Annotated in this window: 12 protein-coding genes; all 12 read right to left on the reverse strand. The window is 62.0% G+C overall.

The window, feature by feature from the left end:
* Nucleotides 1–10: 10 nt before the first annotated feature.
* The 12 genes from CAF74_RS22635 to asd all read right to left on the reverse strand — a co-directional run bounded on the left by CAF74_RS22635 (nt 11) and on the right by asd (nt 14,086).
* Nucleotides 11–787, reverse strand: a complete 777-nt coding sequence (locus CAF74_RS22635) for an SDR family oxidoreductase (protein WP_085747826.1) — start codon at nt 785–787, stop codon at nt 11–13.
* A complete protein-coding gene (locus CAF74_RS22640; protein ID WP_085747827.1) occupies nt 784–1,995 on the reverse strand; it encodes an O-succinylhomoserine sulfhydrylase in 1,212 nt (403 codons plus the stop codon). The genes CAF74_RS22635 and CAF74_RS22640 overlap by 4 nt, the downstream gene beginning before the upstream one ends.
* A gap of 80 nt (nt 1,996–2,075) precedes the next feature.
* The gene (gene purF / locus CAF74_RS22645; protein ID WP_007956466.1) at nt 2,076–3,581 is read right to left on the reverse strand and encodes an amidophosphoribosyltransferase; all 1,506 of its coding nucleotides are present in this window, start codon (nt 3,579–3,581) and stop codon (nt 2,076–2,078) included.
* 41 nt (nt 3,582–3,622) lie between these two features.
* Complete coding sequence (locus CAF74_RS22650; RefSeq protein WP_007956464.1) at nt 3,623–4,183, reverse strand: CvpA family protein; 561 nt, start codon at nt 4,181–4,183, stop codon at nt 3,623–3,625.
* A 98-nt stretch (nt 4,184–4,281) separates the two neighbouring features.
* Complete coding sequence (locus CAF74_RS22655) at nt 4,282–4,956, reverse strand: SPOR domain-containing protein (RefSeq protein WP_085747828.1); 675 nt, start codon at nt 4,954–4,956, stop codon at nt 4,282–4,284.
* Nucleotides 4,940–6,247 carry a bifunctional tetrahydrofolate synthase/dihydrofolate synthase gene (gene folC / locus CAF74_RS22660; protein ID WP_085747829.1) on the reverse strand — a complete coding sequence of 436 codons (1,308 nt, stop codon included), beginning with the start codon at nt 6,245–6,247 and terminating at the stop codon, nt 4,940–4,942. Before folC ends, CAF74_RS22655 begins: the two co-directional genes overlap by 17 nt.
* Nucleotides 6,244–7,164, reverse strand: coding sequence for an acetyl-CoA carboxylase, carboxyltransferase subunit beta (accD, locus tag CAF74_RS22665; RefSeq protein ID WP_064378840.1), 921 nt, complete (start codon nt 7,162–7,164; stop codon nt 6,244–6,246). Before accD ends, folC begins: the two co-directional genes overlap by 4 nt.
* A 192-nt stretch (nt 7,165–7,356) precedes the next feature.
* Complete coding sequence (locus CAF74_RS22670) at nt 7,357–7,971, reverse strand: phosphoribosylanthranilate isomerase (protein WP_085747830.1); 615 nt, start codon at nt 7,969–7,971, stop codon at nt 7,357–7,359.
* A gap of 64 nt (nt 7,972–8,035) precedes the next feature.
* Nucleotides 8,036–8,860, reverse strand: a complete 825-nt coding sequence (gene truA / locus CAF74_RS22675; RefSeq protein ID WP_085607862.1) for a tRNA pseudouridine(38-40) synthase TruA — start codon at nt 8,858–8,860, stop codon at nt 8,036–8,038.
* A 150-nt stretch (nt 8,861–9,010) separates the two neighbouring features.
* Nucleotides 9,011–11,641 (reverse strand): FimV/HubP family polar landmark protein, encoded by a 2,631-nt coding sequence (locus CAF74_RS22680; RefSeq protein WP_085747831.1) that lies wholly within the window; start codon nt 11,639–11,641, stop codon nt 9,011–9,013.
* 209 nt (nt 11,642–11,850) lie between these two features.
* Nucleotides 11,851–12,861: an aspartate-semialdehyde dehydrogenase gene (locus tag CAF74_RS22685; protein ID WP_085747832.1), complete on the reverse strand. Its 1,011-nt coding sequence runs from the start codon at nt 12,859–12,861 to the stop codon at nt 11,851–11,853.
* 112 nt (nt 12,862–12,973) lie between these two features.
* A complete protein-coding gene (asd, locus tag CAF74_RS22690) occupies nt 12,974–14,086 on the reverse strand; it encodes an aspartate-semialdehyde dehydrogenase (RefSeq protein WP_003226428.1) in 1,113 nt (370 codons plus the stop codon).
* Between the last annotated feature and the right edge of the window lie 47 nt (nt 14,087–14,133).

Genomic DNA, 14,133 nt, shown 5'->3' on the forward strand with positions numbered 1-14,133 from the left:
CGAAATTGCTTCATTCCTTATAAATCATCTTCTTGGTCATGCCGCCATCGACCACGAATTCCTGCCCCGTCACAAACCCTGCATTCTTCGACAGCAACCACGCCACCATCGCCGCCACATCCTCGACCGTCCCTACCCTGCCCGCCGGATGCTGGGCATGATCGGTATCGGTCAACGGCTCCGCGCGTCGGGCGGAAGGGTCCCGCGCATCGATCCATCCAGGACTGACCGCGTTGACGCGAATCTCCGGCCCGAGACTGATCGCCAGTGCGTGAGTCAGCGCCAGCAAACCGCCCTTGCTCGCCGCATAGGCCTCCGTATCAGGCTCCGACTGCGCCGCTCGGGTCGAGGCCAGATTGACGATCGCCCCGTTGTGCGCACGCAGATATGGCGCACAGTGCTTTGCCAGCAACATCGGCCCACCGAGGTTCACCGCCAACACCCGATTCCAGTAAGCCAGATCGAGACTTTCCAGCGTGATGTTGTGGGGGTCCGCCACGGCAGCATTGCACACCAACGCATCCAGACGACCAAACTGCCCCAGCACCTCAGCGACACCCAACGCCACCTGGCTTTCGTCCGCGACGTCCATGGCGATGAACCAGGCGTTCTCACCCAACACCTTCGCCACTTTCGAACCCCGTGTACGATCCAGGTCCGTCAACACCACCTGCCAGCCTTCGCTGATCAGCCACGCGGCGATGCCCAGACCGATACCGCGCGCGGCACCCGTGACCAATGCAACGCGGCCATGGGTGCCGATCTTTGGCGTAGACAACTCGATCACAACGCCGCCAGACCGCGCGACAGGTCGGCTTGCAGGTCAGCGACATCTTCCAGACCGACCGCGATACGGATCAGGCTGTCACGAATGCCGGCTGCCTCACGCTCCTGCGGCGCCAGACGGCCGTGGGACGTGGTGCTCGGGTGGGTGATGGTGGTTTTGCTGTCACCCAGGTTGGCCGTGATCGAAATCAAACGGGTCGCATCGATGAAGCGCCAGGCGCCCTCTTTGCCGCCCTTGACCTCAAAGCTCACCACCGCACCAAAACCCTTCTGCTGACGCTGGGCCAGCTCGTGCTGCGGATGGCTCTTGAGTCCGGCGTAATGCACCTTCTCGATACCTTCCTGCTGCTCCAGCCATTCGGCCAATTGCTGGGCGTTGGCGCAGTGCGCCTTCATCCGCAGGTTCAGGGTTTCCAGACCTTTGAGGAAGATCCAGGCATTGAACGGGCTCAGGGTCGGCCCAGCGGTACGCAGGAAACCGACGATTTCTTTCATCTGCTCGCTGCGACCGGCAACCACGCCGCCCATGCAACGGCCCTGGCCATCGATGAACTTGGTGGCCGAGTGCACAACGATGTCTGCGCCCAACTTCAGCGGCTGCTGCAAGGCAGGCGTGCAGAAGCAGTTGTCGACCACCAGCATCGCACCCTTGGCGTGCGCGATTTCCGACAGCGCGGTGATATCCACCAGCTCAGCCAACGGATTGGACGGCGACTCGACGAACAGCAATTTGGTGTTGGACTTGATCGCTGCGTCCCAGGCCGACAGATCGGCCAGCGGCACGTAATCAACTTCCACGCCGAAGCGCTTGAAGTACTTTTCGAACAGGCTGATGGTCGAACCGAACACGCTGCGCGACACCAGCACATGGTCGCCGGCGCTGCACAGGCTCATCACCACCGCCATGATCGCAGCCATGCCCGTGGCGGTAGCAACCGCTTGCTCGGCGCTTTCCAGCGCGGCAATACGCTCTTCGAACGCGCGAACGGTCGGGTTGGTGTAACGCGAGTAAACGTTGCCCGGCACTTCCCCGGCAAACCGTGCGGCCGCATCGGCGGCGGTACGGAACACGTAGCTGGAAGTGAAGAACATCGGATCACCGTGCTCGCCTTCCGGCGTACGGTGCTGACCGGCACGTACGGCCAGGGTATCGAACGCTACGCCTTCGAGGTCGCTGTCCAGCCGACCGGCATCCCATTCCTGACTCATGCTGTCACTCCTTGCCCTGTTCTCGATAAATAAAAGTCTTTTGCCAGATACAAAACCGGCCCCTAAGGGCCGGTTGAAACTCAGTTGTTGTACAGATCGATGATCGCACTGACCGCCTGGGTCTTGACCTTCGAGGCATCGTTGCGTGCCTGTTCGATCTTGTTCAGGTAAGCCTCGTCGACGTCGCCGGTGACGTACTTGCCGTCAAACACTGCGCAATCGAAGTTTTCGATCTTGATCTTGCCGCCGCCGACCGCTTCGATCAAGTCAGGCAGGTCCTGATAGATCAGCCAGTCGGCGCCGATCAGATCAGCGACATCCTGAGTCGAACGGTTGTGGGCGATCAGCTCGTGAGCGCTCGGCATGTCGATGCCGTACACGTTCGGGAAGCGTACAGCCGGAGCGGCCGAGCAGAAGTAGACGTTTTTCGCGCCGGCTTCGCGGGCCATCTGGATGATCTGCTTGCAGGTGGTGCCGCGAACGATCGAGTCGTCCACCAGCATCACGTTCTTGCCGCGAAATTCCAGCTCGATGGCGTTGAGCTTCTGACGTACCGATTTCTTGCGCGCGGCCTGGCCGGGCATGATGAAGGTACGGCCGATGTAACGGTTCTTGACGAAGCCTTCGCGGAATTTCACACCCAGGTGGTTGGCCAGCTCCAGTGCCGCAGTGCGGCTGGTGTCCGGAATCGGGATGACCACGTCGATGTCGTGCTCTGGACGCTCGCGCAGGATCTTCTCGGCCAGCTTTTCACCCATGCGCAGACGGGCCTTGTAGACCGAAACACCGTCGATGATCGAATCCGGACGCGCCAGGTAGACGTGTTCGAAGATGCACGGAGTCAGGGACGGGTTGGTCGCGCACTGACGGGTGTGCAGCTTGCCGTCTTCTGTGATGTAGACCGCTTCGCCCGGCGCCAGGTCGCGAATCAGGGTGAAGCCGAGCACGTCCAGCGAAACACTTTCGGACGCGATCATGTACTCGACGCCTTCGTCGGTGTGACGCTGGCCGAACACGATCGGACGGATGCCGTGCGGGTCACGGAAGCCGACGATACCGTAACCGGTCACCATCGCCACGACAGCGTAGCCGCCGACACAACGGTTGTGCACGTCGGTCACGGCGGCAAACACGTCTTCTTCAGTCGGTTGCAGCTTGCCGCGCTGGGCCAGCTCGTGAGCAAACACGTTCAGCAGCACTTCCGAGTCGGAACTGGTGTTGACGTGACGCAGATCGGATTCGTAGATCTCTTTGGCCAACTGCTCAACGTTGGTCAGGTTGCCGTTGTGCGCCAGGGTGATGCCGTACGGCGAGTTGACGTAGAACGGCTGAGCCTCGGCCGACGTCGAGCTGCCGGCAGTCGGGTAACGGACGTGACCGATACCCATGTGGCCGACCAGACGCTGCATGTGACGCTGCTGGAACACGTCACGCACCAGGCCATTGTCCTTGCGCAAGAACAACCGGCCATCATGGCTGGTCACGATACCGGCAGCGTCCTGGCCGCGGTGCTGGAGCACGGTTAGCGCGTCATACAGCGCCTGATTGACGTTCGACTTACCGACGATACCGACGATGCCACACATGCGACGCAACCCCTACTTAATGGATCTGAACTGAACAACACTCACTGAGGCGTTTTGGCCGACGGCAAGAGTTGCTCCTTGAACGGAATATCAGCGGGTACGCTGATTCCGCTGGCAAGCCACTGACTGCTCCACCCGAGAATCAGGTTCTTGGACCAGTCGGCGACCAATAGAAACTTTGGCACGAGCTGTGACTCTTTCCACCACCCGTCCTGCTGTACCGGCCCCAGGCTCAACAGCCCGACCGCCACGACCACCAGCAACACGCCACGCGCAGCGCCGAAGGCCATGCCGAGGAATCGATCGGTCCCGGACAACCCGGTGACGCGAACCAACTCGCCGATAAGATAATTGATCATTGCGCCCACGATCAGTGTGGCGACAAACATGATGGCACAGCCCGTGATCACACGAGCCGACGGTGTTTGAATGTATCCGGCGAGGTACTCGGACAGTGAGCCACCAAACATCCAGGCAACGGCTCCTGCGATGATCCAGGTCACCAGCGACAATGCTTCTTTGACGAAGCCGCGGCTCAAACTGATCAAAGCGGAGATGGCGATGATTGCAACGATCGCCCAGTCAACCCAGGTAAATGGCACAGTGCAGCCTACAGACGGATAAGGCGGCGCATTTTAGCAGAGCGCATGGCTGTCGGTAAGCTGCGATTTTCAGTGCATTTCTATCGAAGTGATAGATATCAGCCGCGTTCGGGCTGGAAGCGCACCACAAACCCCTTGAGGTTCTGCTGGCGGCTCAACAGATCGCGCAGACGATCGGCTTCGGCACGCTCGATCAGCGGGCCGACGAACACCCGGTTCTTGCCATCGGCGGAACGGATGTAAGCGTTATAGCCCTGGCTGCGCAGGGTTTTCTGCAGGCTTTCGGCGCTGGCGCGGCTCGACAGACTGGCCAGTTGCACCGACCAGCTCACCGACAGGCCATTGGCATCGACGCGGCTTTGAGTGGTATCCGGTTTGGCAGACAGCGCAGCGATCGGCTGGGCCGGGGCTGTGGTTGGCTTGACCACAGGAGCGGGAGCGGGAGCCGGTGCAACCGGTTTGGCTACCGGCGCCGGAGCCGGAGCCGGAGCTGGCGCGGCGGAAGCAATCGGCGCCGCTGGCGCCGCTTGCTCGGCGACCTCGTCATCGCTCGGCACTGGCTCTTGCGGCAGAACCTGCGGCTCGGGCACGGCCACGGTTTCCATCTGGATCTGCGCCACGGCAGGCGCTTGCGGTGCGGCCGGCGCATCGACGGTCACCTGACGCTGCTCATCCTGACGGGAAAACAGCATCGGCAGGAAAATCACCGCCAGCGCCACCAGCACCAGGGCACCGACCATGCGCTGTTTGTACGCTTTATCCAGCAAAGCCATTTGCCGCTTCCTCCGTGGAGCGCCGAGACAGCCATTCGAGGGCCTCGGCGACACAATAAAATGATCCGAACAGCAAGATCTCGTCGTCGCTGGTGGCCACTGCACACTGCCCTTCCAGCGCAGCCGCCACACTGTCATAAGACGTGACCGATGCGCCAAGGTTCTGCAGTGCAACATTCAATTCAGCCACCGGCCGCGCACGCGGCGAATCCAGCGGCGCCACCGCCCAATGCTGGACGCTGGCATTCAGTTCACCGATGACACCGTCCAGATCCTTGTCCGCCAACAGGCCGAACACCGCCAGACGCTTGCCGACCGGTGGACGAGCAGCCAGACGCCGCGCCAGGTACTCCGCCGCATGCGGGTTATGGCCAACGTCCAGCAGCAGGTTCAAGCGCTTGCCGTTCCATTCGAACGAACGACGATCCAGGCGACCGACCACGCGAGTCGCCTGCAATGCCGCAACAATCTGTTTGGCATCCCATGGCAAGCCGAGCAGCAGATAAGCCTGCAACGCCAGCGCGGCGTTCTCCATCGGCAGATCGAGCAGCGGTAAATCGCGCAGCTCGACGACCTGACCGTCAGCATCGGTACCGCGCCACTGCCAGAATTGATCCGTGATACCCAGATCGAAATCGCGCCCGCGCAGGAAGAACGGGCAAGCAAGCTCACGCGCCTTGTCCAGCAGGGGTTGTGGAGGATTCAGATCGCCGCACAGCGCAGGCTTGCCCTGACGGAAAATCCCGGCCTTCTCGAAGGCCACGGATTCGCGGGTATTGCCCAGGTAATCGGCATGGTCGACACCGATGCTGGTGACCAGCGCGATATCGGCATCGACCACGTTGACCGTATCCAGACGCCCGCCCAGCCCGACTTCCAGCACCACCGCGTCGAGCCCGGCCTGTTGAAACAGCCAGAACGCCGCCAGAGTGCCCATTTCGAAGTAAGTCAGGGAAGTCTCGCCGCGCCCCGCTTCGACCGCCGCGAAGGCTTCGCACAGCTGCGCGTCAGTGGCTTCGACGCCATTGAGCTGCACCCGCTCGTTGTAACGCAGCAGGTGCGGAGAATTGTAGACACCGACGTTCAGGCCCTGCGCCCGCAGCAATGAAGCCACGAAAGCGCAGGTCGAACCCTTGCCGTTGGTGCCGGTGACCGTAATCACCCGTGGCGCCGGCTGGCCCAGTCCCATGCGGGACGCTACCTGTTGCGAACGCTCCAGCCCCATGTCGATGGCCGATGGATGCAACTGTTCAAGGTAGGCGAGCCACTCGCCAAGGGTGCGCTCGGTCATACGTTGGCAGGCACCGGCGGAACGACGATCGGCTCGATCGGCGCAGCAACGAATTTAGGCGTCGGCTTGCCGGTCAGTTGCGCCAGCAGGTTGCCCAGACGCGGACGCAATTCGCGACGGTCGATGATCAGGTCGATGGCGCCGTGCTCCAGCAGGAACTCGCTGCGCTGGAAGCCTTCCGGCAGTTTTTCGCGCACGGTCTGCTCGATCACGCGTGGACCGGCGAAGCCGATCAGGGCTTTAGGCTCGCCGACGATCACGTCGCCCAGCATCGCCAGACTGGCGGAAACGCCGCCGTAGACCGGGTCGGTCAGCACGGAGATGAACGGAATGCCTTCTTCACGCAGACGCGCCAGCACGGCCGAGGTCTTGGCCATCTGCATCAGCGAGATCAGGGCTTCCTGCATCCGCGCGCCACCGGAGGCGGAGAAGCAGACCATCGGGCAACGGTTTTCCAGCGCGTAGTTGGCGGCGCGTACGAAGCGCTCACCGACGATGGCGCCCATGGAACCGCCCATGAAGCTGAATTCGAACGCCGAAACCACAACCGGCATGCCCAGCAGAGTGCCGCTCATGGAAACCAGTGCGTCTTTCTCGCCGGTCTGCTTCTGGGCGGCGACCAGACGGTCCTTGTACTTCTTGCCGTCGCGGAATTTCAGACGGTCAACCGGCTCCAGATCGGCGCCCAGTTCAGCACGGCCTTCGGCGTCCAGGAAGATGTCGATGCGCGCACGTGCGCCGATGCGCATGTGGTGGTTGCACTTAGGGCAAACGTCCAGGGTCTTTTCCAGCTCCGGACGATACAGCACAGCCTCGCAGGACGGGCATTTGTGCCACAGACCTTCAGGGACCGAGCTCTTCTTGACCTCGGAACGCATGATCGAAGGGATCAGCTTGTCTACCAACCAGTTGCTCATGCTTTCTTTCTCCAGTACCGGCGGCCCGAACGCTCTGGTTCGCGGCCCCGCGTATGCCCTTCAGCTAAATTCATGTGTGGCGATGATCGTCCGGACTGCCGGGTCAGCGGAACTGACCTGCGTACACCCCGAAAAGACCCTCAGCCTCTTTTCTACAGAGCTGTGGACGGCGGCAGTCTGCCAGCCGTCACATCAGCGTACGGCGTTGATGAATGCACGAATCCTTGCGTGATCCTTGATGCCCTTGCTCGCCTCTACCCCGCCGCTGACATCCACGGCATACGGCCGCACCCGGGCGATCGCATCGGCGACGTTTTCCGGCGTCAGGCCGCCGGCCAGAATCAAAGGCTTGCTCAAACCCTGCGGAATCAGTGACCAGTCGAACGCCTCGCCGGTTCCGCCGGGCACGCCTTCGACATAAGTGTCGAGCAGCACGCCGCTGGCGCTCGGGTAGGCATCGCAGGCAGCGGCAATGTCATCGCCCGCCTTGACCCGCAAAGCCTTGATGTACGGCCGGTGCCAGCCTTCACACTCGGCGGCGGTTTCGTCGCCGTGGAACTGCAGCAGATCCAGCGGCACGGCATCGAGGATTTCCCCGAGTTCGCAGCGGCTGGCATTGACGAACAACCCGACCGTGGTCACGAACGGCGGCAAGGCGGCGATGATCGCCCGCGCCTGCTGCACGGTCACGGCCCGGGGACTTTTAGCGTAGAACACAAAACCGATGGCATCGGCCCCGGCCTCGACGGCTGCCAACGCATCTTCCATGCGGGTAATCCCGCAAATCTTGCTGCGAACGGCTGACATGTCGATAAAAACCCCAAGGCAAATCCGAGAAAGTCCCGGATGGTAACAAATGCGTTCGAGGGCGTCAGCCGTCAAGTTCCGAGAAACCCGTAAGGAAATGTGGCCCGATGAAACGCTCGGGCAACGGGAACTCGTCGTGGTACTCGACCTGTACCAGATACAGGCCGAACGGATGCGCCGTGACCCCGCCGGAACGCCGCTCGCGGCTCTCCAGCACTTCTTTCATCCACTCCACGGGCCGCTCGCCGGCGCCAATAGTCATCAGCACCCCGGCAATGTTGCGCACCATGTGGTGCAGGAACGCATTGGCGCGGATGTCCAGAACGATCATTTTGCCGTGACGGGTCACGCGCAGATGATGCATCTTTTTGATCGGCGACTTGGCCTGGCACTGGCCGGCACGGAACGCGCTGAAATCATGGGTACCGATCAGGTACTGCGCGGCTTCGGCCATGCGCTCGACGTCCAGCGGACGGTGATTCCAGGTGATTTCTTCGTTGAGATGCGCCGGGCGGATCTGATCGTTGTAGATCACGTAGCGATAGCGCCGGGCAATCGCCTTGAATCGCGCATGGAAATGCGCCGGCATGACCTTCGCCCAACTGACGCTGATGTCGTGGGGCAGATTGATGTTGGCGCCCATGACCCAGGCTTTCAGCGAACGGTCGACCTGGGTATCGAAATGCACCACTTGCCCGCAGGCATGCACACCGGCGTCGGTGCGCCCGGCACATTGCAGCGAGATCGGCGAGTCGGCGACCTTCGACAGGGCTTTTTCCAGGGTTTCCTGCACGGTGAGCACACCGGTGGACTGGCGCTGCCAGCCGCTGTAGCGCGAGCCCTTGTATTCAACGCCCAGCGCGACGCGGAAAAAGCCTTCGGGTGCCATTTCGGCGGCCGGGTTATCTATGTTTGCCAAGTCGGGACAGCCTGCTGATCTACAAAGGCGGGCATTATAAGGCGACGGGACGGGGAAACCAGACCCAAACAAAAACGGCAGCCTCATGGGCTGCCGCTTTGTTTACCGCTGAATGCCGACTCAGGCCAGATGCGAAAGCATTTCGCTCGCTTCGCTCTTCTGTTTGTCGTTGCCCTCGCTGATGACTTCATTGAGGATATCGCGCGCGCCGTCGTTGTCGCCCATGTCGATGTAGGCCTGAGCCAGATCGAGCTTGGTCGCGGCTTCGTCGGTACCGGACAGGAAGTCGAAGTCATCCTCACCTAGATCGTCGCCCAACGCGGCATCAGCTTCGGTGAAGCTTGGCTCATTGATGCTGCTCGACAGACGATCCAGCTCGGCGTTGACGTCGTCCAGTTCGGCGGCGAACGCATCCGGCTCGGCAGGCGCCGCGTCCATTTCGTCAGCCAGTGACAGGTCGAAATCGGCTGGCAGCTCCAGATCGTCCTGCGGCACGTCGGCCACGGTTGGGGTGTCGACCAGCGGCAGATCCTTTACGCCCTCGTCCAGATCCAGCAGGAAATCATCGTCTGCCAGCTCGACCGGCGCAGGCGCAGGATCGGCACCGAGGTCCAGATCCAGGTCGAAGTCCGACAGGTCGTCGAGGTTTTCCTTGATATCGGTCTGCTGCTGCAGCACCGATTCGAAGCTCAGATCGTCGTCAGTCGGGAATGCGTCGAGTTCGACCGGCGCTTCCGGCTCGACAGCCGCCCCAGGTTCAACCGGCGTGATGTTGTCGAGATCGTCGAGGCTCAGATCGAAAGCGCTGTCCAGTTCGGCATCTGCCGCAGCAGGCGCTTCAGGCTCGTCGAGCAACAGCTCCTTGACGTAATCCTCGTCCAGCTCGGCAGCCATGGCCGCAGCCGCCAGACCGCTGGCCGCGACGACCGCCATGGCCGGGAAGCGGCTTTTCAGCTCTTCGACCTTGGCGAAGTTGTCGCCATTGGCAACCAGTTGGCGCTCCTGACCGACGAAGGCATCGCGATCACCTTGGCGACCGTAAACTTCCATCAATTTCAGACGCAGATCGCTGCGCTGCGGCTCCAGACTCACGCCCTCCTCCAGCAGCGCGGCCGCTTGATTCAGGCGACCGCCGTCGATGTGCGACTGCGCCTTGTCCAGCACGTCGTCGGAACGCTCGGCGGCAGGTGCCACCAACGGCGCGGCGATCGGCTCGGCCATCACGACTGGAGCAACTACAGCAGCAGCGGCTGGGGCTGGGGCTGGGTTCAGCTTGACGCTGGCGGCTGGCACTTCCAGACCTTCGAAGCTGCTTTCCGGCAGATCGAGGTCCTGGGAAAACGATTGCTCCTCCAGCGCACGGGCCATGCGCAGGTGTTTTTCGGCTTCCTGCTGCGCCTTGCGGCGGCGGGCCAGCAGCAACAGCAGGAGCAGCAGAACCACCGCACCGCCACCGACCAGACCCAGCAGGATCGGATTGGTCAGCAGTTCGTTGAAGGTTTTCTCGTCATTGGCGGCGGGCGTGGTTTCAACCACAGGCTCGACAACCGGCTCGACCGGTGCCGGAGCAGCAGCCTCAGGCGCAGGTGCGGCCGGAGCAGCCTCTGCCGGAGTAGCCGGCGGCGTGGCCGCCAGCTCCGCGGTGATCGCCGGCACCACTGGCGCAGTGGCGGCGGTCGCGGGAGCAGCGCCCGAGCCTTCGGCCTGCATTTTCGCCAGTTGATTGTTCTTCAGCTCGATCAGGCGTTGCAGCTTGTCCAGCTGGCTTTGCAGATCGGCCATGCGGCTTTTCAGTTCTTCGTTGTCACGACGGGTGGTGTCGAGACTTTCCTGGGTCACCGCCAGTTTGTTGCTCAGGGCCTTGGCGTCGCCGGCCGGACCCTTGCCACGCACCTTGGCGCTTTCGGCGGACACCAGGCTCAGGTTGTCCTTGGCGTTTTGCGCAGCACCGGTATTGGCGCGACCACGATTGGTCGCATCGAGCTGCTGCTGACCGGTGCCCGGTTTGGCCACATAACGACGGCCCTGACGCCAGGCTTCGTTCTGCGCAGCCACTTCAGCAATCGCTTTGGACTGAGGCAGCGCGGTGCTTTGCACCTGATCCGGCAGACGCAGCACCTGTCCGGTTTTCAGGCGGTTGATGTTGCCGCCGATGAACGCGTCCGGGTTCAAGGCCTGGATCGCCAGCATGGTCTGCTGCACCGAACCACCGGTGCGCGCCTTGGCGGCGATTTCCCACAGGGTGTCGCGTGGCGTGGTGGTGTGGGTCGAATGCGTGGCGCCGGTGGTCGGTGCGGTGATGGTTTGTGCCGGCGCTGGTTGAGCGGCGGCATCAGCGGTCTGCGGCGAGAACTTCGACGGATCCAGCAGCACGCTGTAATCACGTAGCAGACGGCCGTTCGGCCACATCACCTGCACGAGGAATTTCACCATCGGTTCCGACAGCGGCTTGCTCGACGTTACGCGCAGCACGCTTTTGCCGCTGGCGTTGAGCACCGGGGTGAAGGTCAGATCATTGAGGAAGGCCTGGCGATCGACGCCGGCCTTGGCGAAATCTTCCGGCGAGGCCAGGCTCGGCACCACTTCGGCAGCGGTCAGATCCTTGACATCGAGCAGCTCGATTTCCGCCACCAGCGGCTGGTTCAGGGTCGACTTCAGGGTCAGCTCCCCGAGCCCGAGGGCATGCGCCATACCGGAGGACAGCGCCGAGGCGGCCGCTATTGCTAACACCAGTTTGCGAACTTGAACCATAGCCTCTTCCTTTGTTTGAACGTTCCTCGGCCAGCGAGAAGATGTTGATTGTCGCTGCCGTAAGGCATTGCGCGCGACGACGACAGCATGCCGCGCGCGATCATTTCTTTGATGCCCCGGAAAGTCCCGGAGGGTGACACGTCATCGAGTGCTCCGGCCAAGCATAGCGCTCGCCTAGAATCAGTCGACAAATTGTTGCCAAGTATCTTTTACAGCAGGTCTTTTATCAACAACTCGGCGACCTGCACGGCGTTGAGGGCCGCACCTTTGCGTACGTTATCTGACGTCAGCCACAGATTAAGTTCCGACGGCTCGTCGACACCGGCACGCACCCGCCCGACATAGACCACGTCCTGCCCGACCGCGTCACCGACGGCGGTCGGATAATCGCCGGCCTCGACCAGCTCGATGCCCTCGGCCTCTTCAAGCGCGGCGTTGACCTTTTCCAGGTCGACCGCGGCCGCTGACTGCAAGGTCACGCTAAAGCTATCGCCAAAAAACACCGGGGCTTGAACGCAAGTTGCGGAAATCTTTAATAAAGGCTTGGCCAGCACCTGACGCAGCTCGCGCACCAGACGTTTTTCCAGCAACGTATGGCCTTGCGCGTCGGGCGTGCCGACCTGAGCCAGCAGGTTGAAAGCCATCTGCCGATCGAAGAATGTCGGCTCCAGCGGACGCATGTTCAACAACTCGGCGGTCTGGCGCGCCAGCTCGGTCACGGCTTCGCGGCCCTGGGCGGAAACCGCCAGATTGGCGGTGACATGCACGTATTGCAGCTCGATCAGATCGAGCAGCGGCGCCAGCACCACGGCCAATGTGGTGGCCGACGGGCTCGGACTGCTGACCTGGAACGGTACTTTCAAACTGGCCAGCACAGCGGCATTGGCTTCCGGCACCACTTGCGGCGCCTGATCCGCCGGCAAGGCGCCGGACAAGTCGACCAGCGAGCAACCCGCCGCGTGAGCGCGGGCGGCGTAGCTCAGAGTAATGGCCGGACCGGCGGCGAAGAACGCCAGCTTGACCTTGCTGAAATCGAACTCGTCGACTTCACGCACGCGCACGTTCTTGTTGCGAAACAGCACCGAGCTGCCGGCGGATTCGCTGCTGGCCAGCAGGTGCAACGTGCCCACCGGGAAGTCGCGCTCTTCGAGAATCTGCACGAGGGTTTCGCCGACAGTACCGGTGGCGCCGATCACGGCAATATCAAGGGTCTGGGTCATGTTGCTACCTCTGGCGAAACGGGGGGAGCGGCACTTTACCGGGTGGCCGCCACGCAGGCAAAAAAAACCCGCGCCTCTTGCGAGGCGCGGGTTCTCTCATTGCATCAAGCGATCAACGCTCAAGCAGGATCCGCAGCATGCGACGCAGCGGTTCGGCCGCGCCCCACAGCAGTTGGTCGCCGACGGTGAAAGCACCGACGAACTGCGAACCCATGTTCAGCTTGCGCAGACGACCAACCGGTACGTTCAGGGTGCCGGTGACTTTCGTCGGGCTCAGCTCCTGCATGCTGATATCGCGGTTGTTCGGCACCAGTTTGACCCAAGGGTTGTGCTGGCTGATCAGCCCTTCGATGTCGGCGATCGGCACGTCTTTGTTCAGCTTGATGGTCAGCGCCTGGCTGTGGCAACGCATGGCGCCGATGCGCACGCAGATGCCGTCGACCGGGATCGGGCTCTTGAAGCGACCGAGGATCTTGTTGGTCTCGGCCTGGGCCTTCCACTCTTCGCGGCTCTGGCCGTTCGGCAGTTCCTTGTCGATCCACGGGATCAGGCTGCCGGCCAGCGGTACGCCGAAGTTTTCGGTCGGGTACGCGTCGCTGCGCATGGCTTCGGCCACACGACGGTCGATGTCGAGGATCGCACTGGCAGGATCGGCCAGTTGATCGGCGACAGCGGCGTGGGTCGCGCCCATCTGCTTGATCAGTTCACGCATGTTCTGCGCGCCGGCACCGGAGGCCGCCTGATAGGTCATGGCACTCATCCACTCGACCAGACCGGCCTCGAACAGACCGCCCAGGCCCATCAGCATCAGGCTGACGGTGCAGTTGCCGCCGATGTAGTTCTTGGTGCCCGCGTCGAGCTGCTGGTCGATGACCTTGCGGTTGACCGGATCGAGGATGATGACGGCGTCGTCGTTCATCCGCAGGCTCGAGGCCGCGTCGATCCAGTAACCCTGCCAGCCGGCTTCGCGCAGCTTCGGGAATACTTCGCTGGTGTAGTCGCCGCCCTGGCAGGTCAGGATCACGTCGAGGGTCTTCAGCTCTTCAATGCTGTAAGCGTCCTTGAGCGGAGCAATGTCCTTGCCCACGGACGGGCCTTGGCCACCGACATTGGAAGTGGTGAAAAACACCGGCTCGATAAGATCGAAATCCTGCTCTTCCAGCATCCGCTGCATGAGCACGGAACCGACCATGCCGCGCCAACCGATCAGACCTACACGTTTCATCGCAACTACACCTTCTTGAAAAGTGGGCCGCTGCTTTGTATTGAATT

Source organism: Pseudomonas sp. R45(2017) (genome assembly GCF_002112305.1).
GTDB lineage: Bacteria > Pseudomonadota > Gammaproteobacteria > Pseudomonadales > Pseudomonadaceae > Aquipseudomonas > Aquipseudomonas paraglycinae.